The 18116-nt window shown below is 40.7% G+C and carries 18 protein-coding genes; 2 read left to right on the top strand and 16 right to left on the bottom strand.

Annotated elements, in window-relative coordinates:
* Positions 1–3: 3 nt before the first annotated feature.
* The 15 genes from FE005_RS13625 to FE005_RS13695 all read right to left on the bottom strand — a co-directional run bounded on the left by FE005_RS13625 (position 4) and on the right by FE005_RS13695 (position 14882).
* Complete coding sequence (locus FE005_RS13625; protein WP_003126408.1) at positions 4–270, bottom strand: hypothetical protein; 267 nt, start codon at positions 268–270, stop codon at positions 4–6.
* Between the two features lie 17 nt (positions 271–287).
* Positions 288–605 (bottom strand): hypothetical protein, encoded by a 318-nt coding sequence (locus FE005_RS13630; RefSeq protein WP_138372009.1) that lies wholly within the window; start codon positions 603–605, stop codon positions 288–290.
* Positions 606–608: 3 nt separating this feature from the next.
* Entirely contained in the window at positions 609–1634 is a 1026-nt protein-coding gene (locus FE005_RS13635; RefSeq protein ID WP_138372010.1) for a hypothetical protein, read from the bottom strand.
* Positions 1627–2091: an RNA polymerase sigma factor gene (locus FE005_RS13640; RefSeq protein ID WP_003126405.1), complete on the bottom strand. Its 465-nt coding sequence runs from the start codon at positions 2089–2091 to the stop codon at positions 1627–1629. The genes FE005_RS13635 and FE005_RS13640 overlap by 8 nt, the downstream gene beginning before the upstream one ends.
* A 181-nt stretch (positions 2092–2272) precedes the next feature.
* A complete protein-coding gene (locus FE005_RS13645) occupies positions 2273–2728 on the bottom strand; it encodes an S-ribosylhomocysteine lyase (RefSeq protein ID WP_003126404.1) in 456 nt (151 codons plus the stop codon).
* Complete coding sequence (locus tag FE005_RS13650; RefSeq protein ID WP_113849621.1) at positions 2725–3375, bottom strand: class I SAM-dependent methyltransferase; 651 nt, start codon at positions 3373–3375, stop codon at positions 2725–2727. The genes FE005_RS13645 and FE005_RS13650 overlap by 4 nt, the downstream gene beginning before the upstream one ends.
* Entirely contained in the window at positions 3365–4528 is a 1164-nt protein-coding gene (locus tag FE005_RS13655) for a cystathionine gamma-synthase (RefSeq protein WP_029486761.1), read from the bottom strand. The genes FE005_RS13650 and FE005_RS13655 overlap by 11 nt, the downstream gene beginning before the upstream one ends.
* 2 nt (positions 4529–4530) lie before the next feature.
* The gene (locus FE005_RS13660) at positions 4531–5463 is read right to left on the bottom strand and encodes a PLP-dependent cysteine synthase family protein (protein ID WP_138372011.1); all 933 of its coding nucleotides are present in this window, start codon (positions 5461–5463) and stop codon (positions 4531–4533) included.
* A 407-nt stretch (positions 5464–5870) separates the two neighbouring features.
* The gene (locus FE005_RS13665; RefSeq protein WP_138372012.1) at positions 5871–6980 is read right to left on the bottom strand and encodes a glycerol dehydrogenase; all 1110 of its coding nucleotides are present in this window, start codon (positions 6978–6980) and stop codon (positions 5871–5873) included.
* A 109-nt stretch (positions 6981–7089) separates the two neighbouring features.
* On the bottom strand, positions 7090–8256 hold the full coding sequence (dnaJ, locus tag FE005_RS13670; protein WP_060813350.1) for a molecular chaperone DnaJ: 1167 nt from the start codon (positions 8254–8256) through the stop codon (positions 7090–7092).
* A 126-nt stretch (positions 8257–8382) separates the two neighbouring features.
* A complete protein-coding gene (dnaK, locus tag FE005_RS13675; protein ID WP_003126397.1) occupies positions 8383–10212 on the bottom strand; it encodes a molecular chaperone DnaK in 1830 nt (609 codons plus the stop codon).
* 37 nt (positions 10213–10249) lie between these two features.
* Positions 10250–10816, bottom strand: coding sequence for a nucleotide exchange factor GrpE (gene grpE / locus FE005_RS13680; protein WP_138372013.1), 567 nt, complete (start codon positions 10814–10816; stop codon positions 10250–10252).
* 34 nt (positions 10817–10850) lie between these two features.
* A complete protein-coding gene (gene hrcA, locus FE005_RS13685) occupies positions 10851–11894 on the bottom strand; it encodes a heat-inducible transcriptional repressor HrcA (protein WP_003126395.1) in 1044 nt (347 codons plus the stop codon).
* Between the two features lie 191 nt (positions 11895–12085).
* On the bottom strand, positions 12086–13261 hold the full coding sequence (gene hemW, locus FE005_RS13690) for a radical SAM family heme chaperone HemW (RefSeq protein ID WP_175413555.1): 1176 nt from the start codon (positions 13259–13261) through the stop codon (positions 12086–12088).
* A gap of 166 nt (positions 13262–13427) precedes the next feature.
* Positions 13428–14882, bottom strand: a complete 1455-nt coding sequence (locus FE005_RS13695) for a DUF5597 domain-containing protein (protein ID WP_230320930.1) — start codon at positions 14880–14882, stop codon at positions 13428–13430.
* A gap of 165 nt (positions 14883–15047) precedes the next feature.
* Between FE005_RS13695 and FE005_RS13700 the strand changes: the two genes are divergently transcribed.
* Positions 15048–16241, top strand: coding sequence for an AraC family transcriptional regulator (locus FE005_RS13700; RefSeq protein WP_138372016.1), 1194 nt, complete (start codon positions 15048–15050; stop codon positions 16239–16241).
* 216 nt (positions 16242–16457) lie between these two features.
* Here the strand turns inward: FE005_RS13700 and FE005_RS13705 are convergent, their stop codons facing one another.
* On the bottom strand, positions 16458–17108 hold the full coding sequence (locus FE005_RS13705) for a hypothetical protein (protein ID WP_175413556.1): 651 nt from the start codon (positions 17106–17108) through the stop codon (positions 16458–16460).
* 186 nt (positions 17109–17294) lie between these two features.
* Between FE005_RS13705 and FE005_RS13710 the strand changes: the two genes are divergently transcribed.
* A complete protein-coding gene (locus FE005_RS13710; RefSeq protein WP_138372018.1) occupies positions 17295–18113 on the top strand; it encodes an aldo/keto reductase in 819 nt (272 codons plus the stop codon).
* The last annotated feature ends 3 nt before the right edge of the window (positions 18114–18116 follow it).

The raw sequence follows: 18116 nt of genomic DNA on the forward strand, positions 1-18116 counted from the left end.
TTGTTATTCATCTGACATTTTAGTTTCTCGTTGCTGCTTTTTGTACTGTGCTTCTAAAGCGATTCGTTTCTGCTTTTCACCAAAATAAACTTTTGTATCGATTGGATTGGCTTTGTTGAATCCCCCAGCACCAGTATCCATCATTTGCCCCCAGCCTTTCAGCGGATCTTTTCCTTGTTTCCTTAATTCAGCGTTCTTTTTACGCAATTCTTGTTTCTTCGCTTCTTTCTTTTGCTGCCGCTGCTCCTTTATTTCCTTAAAAAAACTCATCCCATACCCTCCTTTGATCAATAAAGAATTGTTCCAATGACTATTAATAACAAAACAACAACAGGATACATCAATTCTCTGATCCAGTGTTTTTCTTTCCAAGCAAGATACAGCAAACCGCCAATGATCAGCAATAAAATAGTCGGTTCAAACAATAAGCCAATCAAATTACCTGAATAGGTTCTGGTTGTTAGTTGATCACTCCCTGTGCTTAACCTAAAAGAACTGAAACGAAAAAGAATGAAACGACTGAAAACATAACAAGACAAAAACACCAATGAATACCCTTTTGCAAACCAACGGAATAGTTTGCTAAATGGAATTTTTTTCAACAATACTCATTCTCCTTCCGTGATTACATCTTGGACCATGATATCTGAGAGCTGCTGCAGCTGGACTCTCATGACAAGCGACCGATTCTCCGCTAACCATCGAGCTAATTCAGTGCAAGAGGCCGATACATGAACGGCACTTACTTTCACACCATTATCTTTGACATAATCTAGAATGTCGCCGAAATCATAGAAATTGATTTGATTGGTAAGATCATTGGTAAAATGGAGATTGTCAGGACTATCCCAGCCTAGATCCCCAAAAGTCGGATAATATTTTTCCAAAAAACCCAGTCCTTGCGTGACGCTTTCTGTTACTTGCCGATCATAATTATTTCCTGTTGTCTGACGAACCATTTCATCTGAATAACCAAAAATATTGCCTGAATGATAATCAATACTATAATGTTGAACAGACAAATCAGCCAGTTTTTCCCTTAGCTCACTAGGAATTTGAGGATTTTTTAAAGTAATAGAAATTTCAGCCTGCTTGTACTCGCCGAGTGAACGTAAATAGGCGAGAAAGGAGTCATAGGTCGAAACCGCATTGCCTGGCTCATATAGTGTTGCAGAGGGAGCAAATGCGGTCAGCGTATCGCTGGAAACAATTGTCTGAACTGCCTGATCAAAAATATAGCGATTTTCGACTGTGTACGCGACCGTCTTCTGATTTCCTAAACGAGAAATGACCGGATAAACGTCCTCTTTCCCCAAAAATACAAGCAGAGATTGCCGATTGATAGGATCGTAATGGAGGTTTCGCTGTCCCATCTCATACCAATAGTAGCGGTACTTCTCTAACGTATCATTCTTGAGCGCATCTTCTGAATATGGAGCATTCATCGCCGAAGGAATCGATTGATAAACCTCGCGGTCATTTCCGGTTGCACGATAATAGGCTAATGGTAAAAAGTAGCATAAAACAAGCACTACCATCCCCCAAAACAACAAGCTATAGATCATTTGGAGTACCATGCTTTTCTTTGTACGATCCACTGACTTTTGTAATCGCTGGTACTGTTTTTTATCCATGTGACCACCTGCTTTTCACTTGTTTTCTCGCTTGAAAAACACGAGATTTCACTGTACTTAACGTTAGATTTAATATTTCTGCTATTTCTTGATAGCTATAGCCGCGAATCGCCAATATCAAAGGATGCCTTAATTTGTTAGGCAATTGATTCACATGACGAAGTGCTTCTTCTTTTTCAAGACTATCTTGGTCTTCGATAGGAATCTCCTGCATCAAAGTATCGACTTCTTCTGCTACCAAAAGATACCGCTTACGACGGTAAAAATCATATAGTGTAAACTTAGCAATCGTAAAGAGCCACCTCTCAAAGTCATCTGGCTTTGTCTTTGGCAAAGCCAAAAAAACTTTAACAAATACATCTTGCGTTAAATCCTCTGCTTGATACTCATCCCCCACTCTTTTTTGAAAGTAGTGCTGAATTTTCTCGTAATAGATCTGATAAATCTCCTCCAACACTACCCCTCCTTACTTATATAGACGAGTGAACAACAAAAAAGTTGCAAAAAAAAATATTATAGTAAGAATAGTATATCACTGTTACTTACGTATTCAGAAGGTTCTTTCTACGTAACAAAACAAAAAAAGCTGTAAACCACGCTGAAATGTTTCGTGTGGCTTACAGCTTTTTAGAATGGATTTAAGCAAAGACGGTTGACCAGTTTTCCCGTTCGGCTAAAAACTCCCTTGCCAATTGTTGGGCGCCTTCTAAAGTATGGTTGGCTGCCCAGCCGCATTGGACTTCGTTACTAGCTGGAACTTCTGTCGCTTTCAACACATCTTCCATCGTTTTTTCTAACACAGTTAAAATTTCATCATAATCTTCATGATTTAAAACCGTTAGATAAAATCCTGTTTGACAGCCCATCGGAGACCAGTCAACAATGTAATCGGCATGATTACGAATCAATTCTGCGGTCAAGTGCTCTAATGAGTGGAGGCTAGCCATCTCCATATGTGCTTGATTCGGTTGTTTCAATCGAACATCATATTTGATAATCGTATCTTTTGTTCCTTGTTTTTTGTCAGCGACCCGTACATAAGGTGCCTTGACTTTCGTATGATCTAGATTAAAGCTTTCCACGTTCATTTTCATTCTTTTTCTCCTCTCGCTTCGACGAGCCAAACAAAAGCATTGATTTGTTTAAAGCGACTGGTATAACCATTGGCTCGAAAATAGGTTTCAATATCTGGTATCAATGGGTAGTATTCTCGTTGCAGATCCGCTGCTAATCGTAAGTGATTGGCTTTGATTGCCTTTCTTAGGATGCTTTCTTTATGCTCAGGGGATAAAAACATCGTATCCCCTATAATGACTTTTCCGCCTTCAGAAAGCAGCGCTTTATATCTTTTGATCACTCGCTGTTTCTCTGTTTCATTCAAGTGATGAAAGACATAACTAGAAACGATCGTATCGATTGGAAAATTGATCTGTGGAAATTGTTCCATATCTCCATCAATAAAAGTTACCTGTGATAACTCCGGCTTTGCCTCAGCTACTTGACGCATCGCAGCCGATGGCTCGATCGCGAACACTGTTTTCTTTCTGCGAATCAACTCCAACGTCAAATTTCCCGTACCACTACCAAATTCTATCACAGAATCTCCTGCTTTTTCAGCAATATTTGCTAACAATTCTGGATAATGAAGAAAAACCTCCCGATATTCTTCATCCTTCCCTTTGACGGTCTCGTCATATTGCTTGGCCCACTCAGAAAAAATCGGAATGAATTCACGCCCCATCTTCCAGCACCCTTTCTAATCCTTGCTTTAAGTCCGTCCATAAATCGGCAGCGTCTTCAATACCAATAGACAAACGGATCAAGCCATCTTTGATTCCCGCTTTTTCTCTGATTGAAGGTGGAATTGAAGCATGCGTCATGACCGCAGGAACTTCAACTAAACTTTCAACGCCACCTAAGCTTTCAGCTAGTGTAAAAATAGTTAGCGATTCAACAAACGCAGCTACTCGGTTTTCGGCTTTTAATTCAAATGAAATCATCCCGCTAAAACCAGACATTTGTTTTTTGGCGATCTCATGTCCTTTATGGCTTGATAACCCCGGATAATAAACTCTGGCTACAGCTGCATGTTCTTGAAGCAATGTGGCGATTTTTAGTGCATTGGCTTGATGGGCTTCCATCCTCAAAGCCAATGTTTTGATGCTCCGCTGAACTAGCCAGCTGTCATGAGGCCCTAACACACCACCTATAGCATTTTGCAGAAAACCAATTTGCTCAGCTAGTTCCGCTTGATTGGTTACGACCAACCCAGCAACGACATCACTATGGCCCCCCAGATATTTCGTTGCACTATGAATGACAATATCGGCACCTAATGCCAGTGGACGCTGAAAATAAGGTGTCGCAAATGTGTTATCAACGATGGTCAAGAGATCCTTTTTCTTAGCAATCGTGGCAACTTGTTGAATATCTGTGATTTTCAACAAAGGATTAGTAGGCGTCTCCAGAAAGATTCCTCTTGTTTCTGGCCGAATCGCTGCGGCAATCCGCTGAATCGCTTGGGGATCATCAGTCTTGACCAATGTATACGTCAATCCATTCTTTTTGAAGATTTTCTGAAGCAGTCGAAAGGTGCCTCCATAGACATCATCTCCCAACAAAATATGGTCTCCGGACTGAAATAAAGAAAAAATAGTATGGGTTGCTGCTAAACCTGAAGCAAAAGCAAACCCACGTATGCCTTCTTCCAGTTCAGCAATCAGTTCTTCTAATGCAAACCGTGTAGGATTGCCCGAACGAGAGTACTCATATTGTTTTGGCTGTCCCACAGCTACTTGCTTGTAGGTAGACGTTTGATAGATAGGTACACTGACAGCCCCCGTTTCTTGATCTTGACTGATCCCAGCATGAATCAATTTTGTGCGAAATTCCATGTTTATGCCTCCTCTAGTTGACCATAAATATTTTTTGACAAGTAGCGATCTCCACTGTCAGGAAAGATAGTGACGATCGTGCTTCCCTTTGGCAGTCGCTTGCTTTCTCGGATAGCGGCTGCAAATGCTGCACCGCTGGAACTGCCTACCAATAGACCATGATGGGCTGCCAGCAACCGGGTATAATAAAATCCCTCTGGATCACTGATAGTCTCAATGCTGTCTGGCATAAGACTCTTAAAAAAGATCGGCCTCTCTTCAACGCCTATCCCCTCGATCGCATGTTCATGAGCAGGCCCGCCATTCAAGATCGATCCCTCTGGTTCCACAGCAATCAAACGTATAGTAGAATCTATCGACTTTAAATACGCGCCTGTCCCGGCGAAAGTCCCGCCACTCCCCACTCCTGCTACAAAACTGTCAATTCTCTCAGGAATTTCTTGAACGATTTCCGGACCTAGTGTTCGATAATAGGCAGCCGGATTTTGTTCATTTTCAAACTGTAGCGGCAAAAAAGAGTTTGGCAATTGGTCAGCAAGAAATTTGGCTTTCCTGATTGCCCCTTGCATGCCTTCTTGACTAGGCGAGTGAATGATTCGTGCTCCTAAGGCTTTGATTAGTTGTTGCTTTTCTTGACTGAATGTCTCTGGAATCACAAAAAGCATGTCTAATCCATATGCCAAACCGGCTAAAGCTAAGCCAATCCCAGTATTGCCAGCGGTGGGTTCAATCACGGTTGTGTCTTTCGTTATTCTTCCAGCAGCAACTGCTTCTGAGATCAAATAACTGCCTAATCGGTCTTTGATACTACCTCCAGGGTTTAAGTATTCTAATTTCGCATAGATCCGGCTTTGGCTTTCTCCGCCGTAGTCAGTGGCTAAAAACTGAAAAATCGGTGTCTTACCAATTAATTCTTTGATATCTGATACGATCATGGGCAACCTTCTTTTCAATGAAATTTTTGTTGTCAGTCCGCTAAAGTGCTGCAGCAAATCAGAGGCACTGCGTTTTACAATTGGTCATTCCTAGGTGATCACCTGCTTAAAAAGGCATGATCTGTCTTTGTTTACAGATCTTTGCAAGGTAAATCAAGGCAAACAAAAAGAGGCACTGACTATTCAATCAGTACCTCTTAGAGAATGACTCTAGGACTCTTTCCCAACGAAAGAGACTCTTAGAGTGATTTATCCAGATGAGGGAACGATTAATAGGCATGACAAATCAGTATGCTGCTTTTTAGCACCATACAACAACAACATACCAATGCAAAGTTGTTGTTTGTCATGTCTACGTCCCCTCCTTTTTAAGCTTGTAAACAAAATAGCATGGGAAAAAATAGAAGTCAATCTTTTTTTCTTTGTGAAAAATTTTTGGTGACATATGCATCGACAGCCTGAAATGCATTTGCTACCTCTTCTGCTGTGATCTTAAAGGGCATTCGATGGATCGTTTCATTAGGGATAGTGGCTTGAATACCGATTGCTAGTAATTCCTGATCGCTAAGTGAGTCCATCTGCATTTCTGCTAACGTTGTTGGTAACCCCAGAGCTTGATATAAAACAATATAACGTTCCAACTCGTTTGTATCTTGTTCCAACAGCAATTGCATCAACGTCGTATAGGCAATTTTTTCTCCGTGAGAAAGTTGGTGGAACTTCCCAGTAGCGGCTGTCAACCCATTATGGATCGCATGAGCTGCTGCTAGTCCTCCACTTTCAAATCCTAGTCCGCTCAAAAGTGTATTCGCCTCCACTACTTGATCGAAAGCGGTTGTTACCTGTTGCTGCTGATTGGCTTTATAGGCAGCGACCCCATCGGCAAACAGCACTGCTTCACATTTCTCAGCAATTGCCAGAGCTGCTAAAGTCGGCCGGCCTCCTACGAGATTCTGAGCGCCGCTTTTAGCTACTGCTCTGGCTTCAACATACGTCGCCAATCCATCGGCGATGCCGAAAGTTAATAATTTTGCAGGTGCCTTGGCTAACAGAGTTGTATCAACCAAGACCAGTTCTGGATTCTTCGGATAATAACCATATTGTTCAAACTTCCCTTCTTCCGAATAAAGAACCGAGATGGAGGAGGTAGGGGCATCTGTTGAGGCAACTGTTGGTACGACAGCAACCGCTCGCTTCAATTGATGGGCCACTGCTTTACCGGTATCGATCACCTTTCCGCCACCAAGAGCAACAACTGCTGCCACTTCTGCTCTTTCTGCTTCTTTTGCAATACGTCTGATTTCTGCATTGGAGGATTCACCGCTGAAATTTGCTAAGGTTACTTCGATTCCTAGATGGGCTAAATCACTTGCCAGTTCTTCGCCAGCAATCCTCCAAACAAATGGATCGGTTATTAGTAATAATTTATCTCCTAATGAGCTAATATAGTGCAAGCCTTTTTTTAATACGTTTTCTCCTTGAATGTAGCGTTGCGGACTAACAAATATTTTTTCCATGAACTCTCCTACTTTCAGTTTTTTATACCAATTCCCGACTTTGTTAAAAATTTCACAAAAACTAGTAAAAGCGCAGCCTGAAAAAGTGGTTTTCTTCAGGCTCCGCTTATTATTTTTTCTTACCACCAAAGGCATCTTTCATTTTATCAAAAAATCCTTCGGGTTGTTGCTCATTGGTTACATGGCCGCTTGCTTTTGCATAAGCCCGTAACGCTTCTTTTTGTTCTTCATTCAAATTCTTTGGTGTGATCAACTTAACTTTGACTTGTTGGTCACCATTGCCATTGCCACGTAATTTTGGTGCACCTTTGCCTCTTAGACGGAAATTCGTGCCCGTCTGGGTACCAGCAGGAATCTTCAATTTGACATTTCCGTGAACAGTCGGAACATTGACTTCGTCACCTAAAGCTGCTTGAACAAAGTTCAATGGTAATTCGTAATAAATTTCGGATCCATCACGATCGAAGATATCACTTTCCTCAACACGGAAAACGACATACAGGTCTCCATAAGGTCCGCCATTGCTGCCAGCTTCTCCTTGACCGGATAGGCGCATTTGTTGGCCATCTTCCACGCCAGCAGGTACATTGACTTTGACGCTATGTTTTTTCTTTTCGTGTCCAGTGCCATGACAAGTCGTACAAGGTTCTTTGATTTCTTTCCCTGTACCGTGACATACATCACAGGTTTGACGACTCATGACACGACCAAGAGGTGTTTGACGTTCCACATTGATCGTACCTGAGCCATGACATTTATGACAGGTCTCAGGTTGTGTTCCTGGTTTTGCGCCATTACCGCCACAAGTATGACAGGTTTCTTCGCGGTTATACTGAATATTTTTTTCCACACCAAAAATCGCTTCTTCGAAAGAAAGATCGACAGCATATTGCAAATCAGCTCCTTGTCGCGGAGCATTTGGATTTGCCGTTCTGCCACCGCCGCCAAAGAATGATTCAAAGATGTCTTCAAATCCACCAAAGCCACCACCGGAGAATCCCCCGCCGTTAAAGCCGCCAAAGCCGCCGCCATAACCACCACCGTAGTTCGGATCAGTTCCCGCGTGACCATATTGATCGTAAGCAGCTCGTTTTTGAGGATCGCTCAGTATTTCATATGCTTCAGAAATTTCTTTGAATTTTGCTTCTGCATCAGGTTCTTTATTGATGTCTGGATGATACTTTTTGGAAAGCTTCCGATATGCTTTTTTTATTTCGTCATCCGAAGCCCCTTTTTGTAGACCTAAGACCTCATAATAATCTCTTTTGTCTGCCATTGGCTTCCCTCCACTATTTTCTTGCGTCCCTCGTATTTTAGCATATAATTTGCTTCAGAAAAATACGTTTCAGAAATTCATAAGAAAAAGCCAAAGTGGTGACTTTGGCTTTTTCACAAACAGCGATTATTTATCGTCGCCGTCTACTTCTTCAAAATCGGCGTCTACCACATCGTCTGCGCCGCCTTGTGCAGCTTCTGGATTTTCTTGTGCTTGTTGTTGTGCAGCTTGCTCATACAACTTCACTGTCAAGTTTTGTACGATTTCATTCAATGCATCGCGTTTTGTTTTCATTTCTTCGATATTGTTTGCATCGACAGCAGCTTTCAACTCATCACGAGCTTCTTCCGCTTTCTTCACTTCATCGGCATCTACCTTGCCTTCAAGCTCTTTCAATGTTTTGTCAACAGTGAATAGTAATGCGTCGACATCATTACGCAAATCAACTTCTTCTTTACGTTGTTTATCTGCTTCCGCATTTGCTTCCGCATCTTTAACCATCCGTTCAATTTCTTCATCGGTTAGACCTGAAGAAGATTTGATCGTGATTTTTTGTTCTTTTTGAGTTCCTAAATCTTTTGCAGATACATTTACGATACCATTTTTATCAATATCAAATGTTACTTCGATTTGTGGAATTCCTCGAGGTGCTGGTGGAATTTCCGTTAATTGGAATCTTCCTAATGTCTTGTTGTCAGCAGCCATTGGACGTTCGCCTTGTAGGACATGGATGTCTACAGCAGGTTGATTGTCTGCAGCTGTTGAGAAGACTTGTGATTTGCTTGTTGGGATCGTCGTATTGCGATCGATCAACTTCGTAAAGACGCCGCCCATTGTTTCGATACCCAATGATAATGGTGTGACATCAAGTAAAACGACATCTTTCACATCACCAGTGATCACGCCACCTTGAATCGCAGCACCCATTGCTACTACTTCATCTGGGTTCACTGATTTGTTTGGTTCTTTATTGGTTTCTTTGCGAACTGCTTCGACGACTGCAGGAATCCGAGTTGATCCACCGACTAAGATCACTTCATCGATTTCAGATTGTGAAAGACCAGCATCTTTTAGCGCTTGACGTACAGGAACTTTTGTCCGTTCGACTAAATCAGCGGTTAATTCATCAAATTTTGCCCGTGTCAATGTCATTTCTAAGTGCAATGGACCAGCATCGCCAGCTGTAATAAATGGCAAGCTGATTTGTGTACTTGTCACACCTGAAAGGTCTTTTTTCGCTTTTTCAGCAGCATCTTTCAGACGTTGCAATGCCATTTTGTCTTTACCTAAATCAATGCCATTTTCTTTTTTGAATTCTGCAACCATGTGATCGATGATCTTGTTATCAAAGTCATCTCCACCTAGATTGTTGTCCCCAGCAGTAGACAACACATCGAATACGCCATCCCCTAATTCAAGGATCGATACGTCAAATGTACCTCCACCAAGGTCGAAGACTAAGATTTTTTCGTCTTTGTCTGTTTTGTCTAATCCATAAGCTAAAGCTGCTGCTGTTGGTTCGTTGACGATTCGTTCTACTTCTAATCCGGCAATTTTACCAGCATCTTTTGTTGCTTGACGTTGTGCATCATTGAAGTAAGCAGGAACAGTGATAACTGCTTTGTCTACTTTTTCTCCTAGATAATCTTCAGCAAATCCTTTGATATATTGTAGGACCATTGCAGAGATTTCTTGAGGAGTGTATGATTTCCCTTCAACTTCTACTTTATAGCCAGCTTCACCCATATGACGTTTGATTGATGAAATCGTGTTAGGGTTCGTAACTGCTTGACGTTTAGCAACTTCCCCTACTTGGATCTCGCCGTTTTTAAATGAAACAACAGATGGTGTTGTACGATTTCCTTCTGGATTGGTGATGATTTTTGCTTCGCCGCCTTCTAGGACAGCAACAGCTGAATTAGTTGTACCTAAGTCAATACCGATAATTTTACTCATAAGTAATACGCTCCTTTTCATTCATCGTTCTTTTTATTTATTGTGCTACGATAACCATACTTGCACGCAAGACACGATCATGCAGCTTATAGCCCTTTTGCAATACTGTGACGATCGTATCCGCAGGCACATCTTCTGTCGCAGGTACGGTCTGTACCGCTTGATGAAGATTGGGATCGAAAGTTTCTCCTTCAGCAGGAATTTCTTCGATTCCTTCTTCTTTCAACGCTTGACGCAAACTTTCCAACACCATTTCAACGCCTTTTTTCAAGTTAGCCGCTTGGTCTTCTTCCACATTTGCTGCCATAGCGCGTTCCAAATTATCGATCGCTGGCAATAATTTTTTGCCCAAATCTTGCGAACGGTATTTTTGCAACAATTCACGTTCATTACGGTTTCTTGCTGTAATATTAGCGATTTCGGCCCGTGCGCGCAGAAATTGGTCTTCTAGTTCATTGTTTTTTTCTTTTAAACTGTCGATCTCGCTTTTTTCTACTTCTGCTTCTGATAGACCAGCTGCATCGATTTCTTCTTCTGACGGTTCTATCAGAGGCTCTTCAGTTGTCTCAAGATCTTTTTCTACCTGTTCTTCTTTTTCTGACACTTGCTACCATCCCTTCTATAATTCACTTATTTGATCATTCACTGTTTGCATCTAGTGTGCGATAGTAATCAGCCAATGTCATTGCTAATTCTCGACGAAAGGCATCCATCAGTCCAAACATTCGCGAATAAGGCATACTAGAAGGACCTAATAAAGCAATCGTCCCTTGGCCATGACCTTCAATGTCATAGCTTGCTTGAATCAAACTCATATTTTGGAGTAATTCATTCCCTAGTTCCTGACCAATGCGGATCTGAATCGTGGAGTCTCTCGGTGCCAATAATTGTGTGAGTTCTTCTGCATTTTTCATGAAAGAGTACATCGACTTAAACTGACGAACATCTTGACTTGGTTCAAAATCTAATAGATTCATCCGTCCGCCGACGTAAATTTTCTCTTCAAAGAGATGACTCAACATATCATCGAATAAATCAATGATTCCTTCTGTTGTTTGAAAATACTTGTGCAAAATCATCGGAATCTCTGTTCGCAATCGATGATAGACCGTCATGAGCGGTTCACCCACTAATTTTTCATTGATAATCCGAACCATCTTTTCTAAGTCGCTGCTATCCATCGATGAAGGTAATGAAAAAATTTGATTTTCAACATTGCCTTTATCCGTAACAATGATAGCAATGATTTGTCGGGCATTCAAAGGTACGATCCGAAAGCCAGTTAATTTCCGTTCTTTGACATCCGGTCCTAACGATAATGCGGTATAGCTCGTAAGGTTGGATAGGATCGTAGCAGATTGCTGAATGATTTCATTAATTTCATGAAATTCTTTCCCCAAGGAATGGCGAATTGCTTTGATCTCATTTTGATTGACTTTTGATGGTCTTAATAAGTGATCAACGTAATAGCGGTAGCCGGCCATTGAAGGAACACGTCCAGAAGAGGAATGTGTCTTCAATAAGAGACCCGCTTCTTCTAAGGCCTTCATCTCATTGCGGATGGTAGCCGAACTTGCTTCAACCCCATCCTCCATCAATCGTTTGGAGCCCGTAGGCTGACCAGTATCCGTATAATTTTGGATGATGAGGTGTAAAATAGTTTGTTGTCGTTGTGTCAACATCTTATCCACTCCTCCGTTAGCACTCTTTCACATTAAGTGCTAACACGATTATTAATATACCATATTTCCTACGAATGTCAAGAATTTGACACAGATTTTTAGCACTCTTATAGAGAGAGTGCTAATCCACTTCATTGTCAATTAGCTCCAAAAAAAGAAGATCGAAAACAGCTCGATCTTCTTGGTTATTCTTAACTTAATAAAAATTTTTCAAATACATCATTGCCGATAAACATCCCAGCCTTTGTTAAATAAACGCGGTCTCCTTCTGAGACTAACCAGCCATTTTTAGAAAGTTCTTCAACGACATTGCCATAGATCGAATCAAAAGAACAGGCAAATTTATTTGAAAAGGCTGTTTTCGATACACCTTGTTTCTTCCGTAATCCAAGAAACATTTCTTCTTCCATTTGATTGCTGGTCGTTAACGATTCTGTTTCATGGATCGGCAGTTGATCTTCCCTCAATGGACGCAGATAGTGCTGGATCGGTCCAAAGTTTTTGTATCTCGTCTGTCCGATATAACCACTCGCTCCTGCGCCAAATCCGTAATAATGTTCATTATTCCAATAAACAAGATTGTGCTTAGACTCATATCCTGGCCGGGCAAAATTACTGATCTCATATTGCGATAAGCCAGCTTTAGCCATTGCAGTGATGGCTTCTTCAAACATTTGTGTCTCAGATTCCTGAGAAGGCAACTCCATTTTCCCTTGCCTAACCCAATTCATGAACATCGTTTTGTTCTCTAAAATCAGTGAATACATAGCATAGTGAGGCAAACCCAAATCAATCGCTCGTGTTAGAGTATCTCGAAAACTTTCCATCGTTTGTCCAGGTAAAGCATAAATCAGATCGATCGTAATATTTTGAAAATCATGTTTATCTAACAACCGAATCGTTTGATAGACATCCTCTGCCGTGTGCTTGCGGCCGATTTTCTTTAACAAGCGGTTATCAAAAGTCTGCACCCCCATCGACAACCGATCAATGCCCAGATTTTTCAAAACTAGCAATTTATCTTCTGTTAAATCCCCAGGATTGGCCTCTACCGTAAATTCTTTGGTCGTTTGCGTGGGCAGTAATTCATGTATGCCCGTAATCAGACGGTCTAGCTGCGCAGCCGAAAGGGAAGTCGGCGTTCCGCCGCCAATATAAATCGTCTCACAAGTAGTGATTGGTTGTTTGCTCACCGTTAGAGCGATTTCTTTCAGCAAACAGTCGATGTATTCATCTACCGGTTGCCCTTCTAAAAAAACTTTATTAAAGTCACAGTAATAGCAAATATGTTCACAGAATGGGATGTGAATATAGGCAGAAGTACTGGTGGGAAGTGTATTGATTGGAATCTTATTCATGGTTTGCATATTCTTATTCCTTTCAGAGATCAAATCAACGTTCAACTGCACAAATACGGCTCGCAGCAAATGAACCTGATCCGAGGTATATCCGCTCCCCATTCTATCATAAGTAAGATTATCTCGAAACGCCTCTGCTTTAAAAGTAGTTAGAAGCAGATCTCACTGCTATCCGTTAATAAGAATACAATCGCATGCGCAAAATTTTAAAATCTTCACCGATAAATGGGAAATAGGCTTCATCCCCATTCAGGCGACGATTTGTCCGCCATTGCCCATCTTGTAGAACCCCCTCTTCTAAAGAAAGGATACCTAAAGGATTAGAACCCTGCTGCGCTTGCAGATCCAATGCGAAATTAGCACCGGTGAGATAGTAATATTCTTTGTGTTTAATGATCAGACCTGCGGAATTGATCATTTTGTCTCGAGAAAATAATTTGACTGCCCAGCGATCCTGTCCATTTTCATACACAATTTGGTTCTGAGCCCCTTCTTTTTTAAATGAGAAGATTTGAGCTTCCTGATCTTGCAACAGTGGCTCAAGGGCGGCGATGATTCGATACCCTTGGTTTAAATGAGGCAGTGTATCGGAAGAATCAAAGGCGTCTTTCGCTAATCCTAACTGGGATAAAAAGCGGTAATCCTGACTAGTATCATCCGTTAGAAGATCTTCGATACCAAAAGGTGAATAGCCGATTGCTCCTTGACCAAAAGCATAAAATAGATTCGAAATATATCTTTTGTCAATTCGGGTTTCCGGAATTAACAACGGCTGATCATTCCCGTATTCCGCGATGATCGGTTTGATTTCTTCTTCGTAAATATCTGGGGCAATAAAATCCAACTGAGAGGCAATAACTTTCCAAACTTGCCAAGTGGTGGATACAGCGCCACCACTAGGATATTCTCCCGGCCGCCTGTCTGGCTTTTTGAGCCATACATTCGTAAATAACGGCAACGCTAAACGTTTTCTTGCAATCTTTGCATAGTCTTGGATTGCTGCGGCATAATGATATGCCATAAACACTTCATCCCCAAAGGGTACTTCTGACCATTGTTTAGCTCCGGGATAGAGGTTTCTGATTTCTTGCGGCAACGCCATCTGATAGACTTTTTCTGCTGCTGACGAATGATCACGACTAGTGCCAAGACTACCAATCTCGTTTTCAATCTGCACCATTCTGATAAAGGCCCGCAAAGGATGGCTTCCCAAGTAGTCGCAGATGGCGGCAAAGGCTGAATGAGCCTGTGCTATCACATCTTGACATAGCGGACTATAACTATTCATCTTGTTTCCGGCGCTATCCTCTATGCGAAAATATTTGGGATCCGTTTTGATCCATTCAGGAACATACGTGGATAAGCCATTCTTCCAAAGGCCAAACCACAAAAAAATCACATCGATTTTCTTCTCAGCGGCATTTTCCAAATGGGAATCAATTAATGAAAAATCAAACTGATTAGGCTGTGGTTCGATCAGCTCCCAATAAATAGGTATCAAAAGGGTATTGATCGCAACTTTGTCAATCTTGTCCCATACTTTTTCCTCCATGTAAGCGATAGATGAAGCAGTGGAGTTATGGACTTCTCCTCCTAGTATCAATTTTTGAGAATGCTGTCGTTGTTTCATCATTGTCCTCCTTTTTCTTCTCAGACAGATAGTCACGTTTTGATCGACTATCCTTCTCAGGTAGTTGCAAGCGTTTTTAGTCGTAATTCTATTATAGGAATCTTCTAAAATAAGGTATACTAAAAAAAGAGAATTCATACTAAAAAAACAGAAATGAGGTTTTTGATGAATCGAGAAGCACTAGAATCAATTGTGAAAAAACTCTACGATAAATATTTGATTCCTTTATTTATCTTCGATGAAAAACAGCAAGTGGTGATTCCTCGTAATTCCTTCATAACTGATAAACAAGTGGCGGAACATTTTTTCCTTACCAGCCAATCGACTGAATTGGATGTGGTGACGTTTTTTGAAGGAGATGACTTTTTTTTCAGCAGCTTTACTTGTGATCTACCAGATTCTTCAATTGGCAATGTGCTGATTGGACCTTGCGGGATATTAGGTACTAACAAAAGATCATTTCCTTTTCAAGGATATGATTACATTGCTGGGGTCCATTACTCGAAAGAAAGTCGAGAATCTTTTGTCGCTTTCGTTGAATTGTTTTACACGATCCTAAAAGGAGCCATCCCTGATGCCAACAAGTTTCGTTGGAGCGTTTCAGAGAAACAAGCAAATTCCAATACGTCCACCCTATTAGAAGAAAATCTTTATCAACGACGGTTAGAGGATCCTTATTTGGACTCGTTTGAATTTGAGAAACGTTACGTAGAGGCTGTACGCCGAAATCAACCCGAAAAAATTCTTTGGCTATTCCATAAAATGAGCAGCACCTACAGCGTCGAACTAGCAAACAACAAGCTAGAAAGTTTGAAATACAAGTATTCAGGATTGATTACCATTCTAACTCGGGTCAGTATCAATGAAGGCGTTCCGGTGAGTCAAGCCTATGGGTTATCCGATACACTACTCCAAAAACTACAAAATATTTATGACGTTCAGGAATGTTTGACCCATATTCAGGAAAGTACTTATCATTTCATGAGGTTGATTCATGCATTTCCTACCCAGAAAAGTTTTTTGATCAGAAGTCTCATCAATTACATTGATACGCATATTTACGATAAAATTACATTAAACAATTTGGCTGAATTTACTGAAAAACACCCCACCCATCTGAGCACAGAATTCAAAAAACATGTAGGCCAAACGATCCACACCTATATCAATCAGCAGAAAGTAGCGGAAGCAAAGCATTTGTTAGTGTTTACTGATTATAGCTATAAAGAAATAGCTGCATTGCTTCATTTTTCGAATCAAAGCCACTTTATCCAAGTATTCAAGCAATTTGCGATCATTTCTCCTAAAGAATATCGCAAAAACTATTTCTCAAGTGTCTTTTGTTCAACTGATAGTTGATGGATCAACTTATAAACTCTCTCTAAACAAGGTTGTTAACCGTCTTTTTCTGCCCTCCATAAAAAAAGGAGTGGATTTCTCCACTCCTTAAAAGACTCATGTTTTGGGTTAACTACTGCTCACAGTAATTTTTTGCTAACAACGACTTATTTAACTAGGTCTGACCTTCGCATGCTATAGTGAGAAAAAAAGCTCTTCAGGCTATACGTTTTCCTATCATTGAATAAACATCCGCAAGAGCGAAATCAGATAACGAATCAATCGATAGATCAAAAACAAGAAAAACAGGTTACCTAAAATAAAGCGGAAGCCATTTCCAATGGAGGCACGAAACGAGCGGAAACTAAAGTAACGGGACCATTTGCTAAAAGTAGTTTGTCCATTTCTTTTAATGCGATAGGCTTCATCATAAGTAGTCTCCAACATATCATAGTAAAAGATAAAAAGAGGTTGTTTAGGAAAAAATGCTTTTTTGAATCCTGCCATCAACGTGTACGTTTTATTAGCAGACGGAAAATTCCGATTGCCGTTTTTCTTGATTCGCACTTGCTGCCCGTTTTTATTTTTGGCAGCATAATAATCTTCAAATTCTACGATTTGATAAATGATCGGTTCGCTATTTTCTTGTTCAAATTCAGCAATTATTTGATCGACTTCTTGCCAACGTAGATAAAGCCAAGCAAACAGCACGAGCAAAACAGCAATCAAAAACAAGTTTAGTAGAAATCCCTCTTGGATCAGCGCTAGATAAGCACAAATAATCAAAAGAGCGATTCCAACAACAATCATTCTTCGTTGGAAATAACTGCGATACATTTGTTCAAAAGATCGCCGATAATAGGCAAAGTCATCTTTTACAAAATTCATGATCGTCCCACTTTCTGAAAAGATTATTTGGTTCAATTTATCAATATCTTGTGAAAATGTCAATTTGTCTCTCGAGTGATCGTTTTTTTATTTAAATAGAATCATTTCTCTTGACTTCTTATAGGCTACTCGGGTTAAAGTAATAGATAGGAAAACGCTTTTAAAAAAATAGAAAGTTGGGAAACTATGAGTCTACTGAATGAAACATTCACACTGAAGAATCAAATCAAAATACCTAAGATCGGATTGGGCACTTGGCAGTCCTCTCCGGAAGATGCCTATCATGCGACAAAATTTGCTCTTGAAAACGGCTATCGTCATGTGGATACTGCTGCTGCCTATAAAAACGAAGCGGCTGTGGGCAAAGCCCTCCGAGATTCTGGTGTTCCTCGAGAAGAGATATTCGTTACGACAAAAATTCCTGCTGAACTGAAGTCTTTTCAAGAAGCTGTCGATAGCATCAAACGCTCAATGGCAGAGCTTGACACTGAGTATATCGATCTTGTTTTGATCCATGCTCCACGACCTTGGAAAATCATGCGGGATAATCCGAAGCAAAAAAAATATTTCGAAGAAAACATTGATGTCTGGAAAGCACTGGAAGAAGCGTATCAAAGTGGTTTGATCAAATCGATTGGGGTTTCCAATTTTGACCAAGATGACCTGCAAAATATTTTTGACCATTGCGATGTGAAACCAATGGTCAATCAAATCATTTATCATATTGGAAAAACAAATGAAGAGTTGCTGCAATTCTGTAAAGACAACGACCTTTTAGTGGAAGGTTATTCACCAATCGCGACTGGTCGCTTGCTGGATAATGCCGACATCAAGAAAATTGCCGAGAACTATCAACGCTCGATCCCTCAATTATCTATTCGTTATCTATTGCAAAAGGACATTTTACCATTGCCAAAATCCGTTCACGAAGAATATATTTTGGATAATGCAAAAGTTGATTTTACCATTTCCGATGAAGATATGGCCTTTTTAGATCAACTCTAAACG

The organism is Enterococcus sp. M190262, assembly GCF_005843965.1.
Lineage (GTDB): Bacteria > Bacillota > Bacilli > Lactobacillales > Enterococcaceae > Enterococcus_D > Enterococcus_D gallinarum.

Coding starts and splice junctions, on each gene's coding strand:
- dnaK (WP_003126397.1), bottom strand. CDS start 10,212: ATGAGTAAAATTATCGGTATTGACTTAGGTACAACTAATTCAGCTGTT.
- dnaJ (WP_060813350.1), bottom strand. CDS start 8,256: ATGGCAGACAAAAGAGATTATTATGAGGTCTTAGGTCTACAAAAAGGG.
- FE005_RS13710 (WP_138372018.1), top strand. CDS start 17,295: ATGAGTCTACTGAATGAAACATTCACACTGAAGAATCAAATCAAAATA.
- FE005_RS13700 (WP_138372016.1), top strand. CDS start 15,048: ATGAATCGAGAAGCACTAGAATCAATTGTGAAAAAACTCTACGATAAA.
- FE005_RS13645 (WP_003126404.1), bottom strand. CDS start 2,728: ATGAAAATGAACGTGGAAAGCTTTAATCTAGATCATACGAAAGTCAAG.
- FE005_RS13695 (WP_230320930.1), bottom strand. CDS start 14,882: ATGAAACAACGACAGCATTCTCAAAAATTGATACTAGGAGGAGAAGTC.
- FE005_RS13650 (WP_113849621.1), bottom strand. CDS start 3,375: ATGGGGCGTGAATTCATTCCGATTTTTTCTGAGTGGGCCAAGCAATAT.
- FE005_RS13655 (WP_029486761.1), bottom strand. CDS start 4,528: ATGGAATTTCGCACAAAATTGATTCATGCTGGGATCAGTCAAGATCAA.
- hrcA (WP_003126395.1), bottom strand. CDS start 11,894: ATGTTGACACAACGACAACAAACTATTTTACACCTCATCATCCAAAAT.
- hemW (WP_175413555.1), bottom strand. CDS start 13,261: ATGCAAACCATGAATAAGATTCCAATCAATACACTTCCCACCAGTACT.
- FE005_RS13705 (WP_175413556.1), bottom strand. CDS start 17,108: ATGAATTTTGTAAAAGATGACTTTGCCTATTATCGGCGATCTTTTGAA.
- FE005_RS13635 (WP_138372010.1), bottom strand. CDS start 1,634: ATGGATAAAAAACAGTACCAGCGATTACAAAAGTCAGTGGATCGTACA.
- FE005_RS13660 (WP_138372011.1), bottom strand. CDS start 5,463: ATGATCGTATCAGATATCAAAGAATTAATTGGTAAGACACCGATTTTT.
- FE005_RS13665 (WP_138372012.1), bottom strand. CDS start 6,980: ATGGAAAAAATATTTGTTAGTCCGCAACGCTACATTCAAGGAGAAAAC.
- FE005_RS13625 (WP_003126408.1), bottom strand. CDS start 270: ATGAGTTTTTTTAAGGAAATAAAGGAGCAGCGGCAGCAAAAGAAAGAA.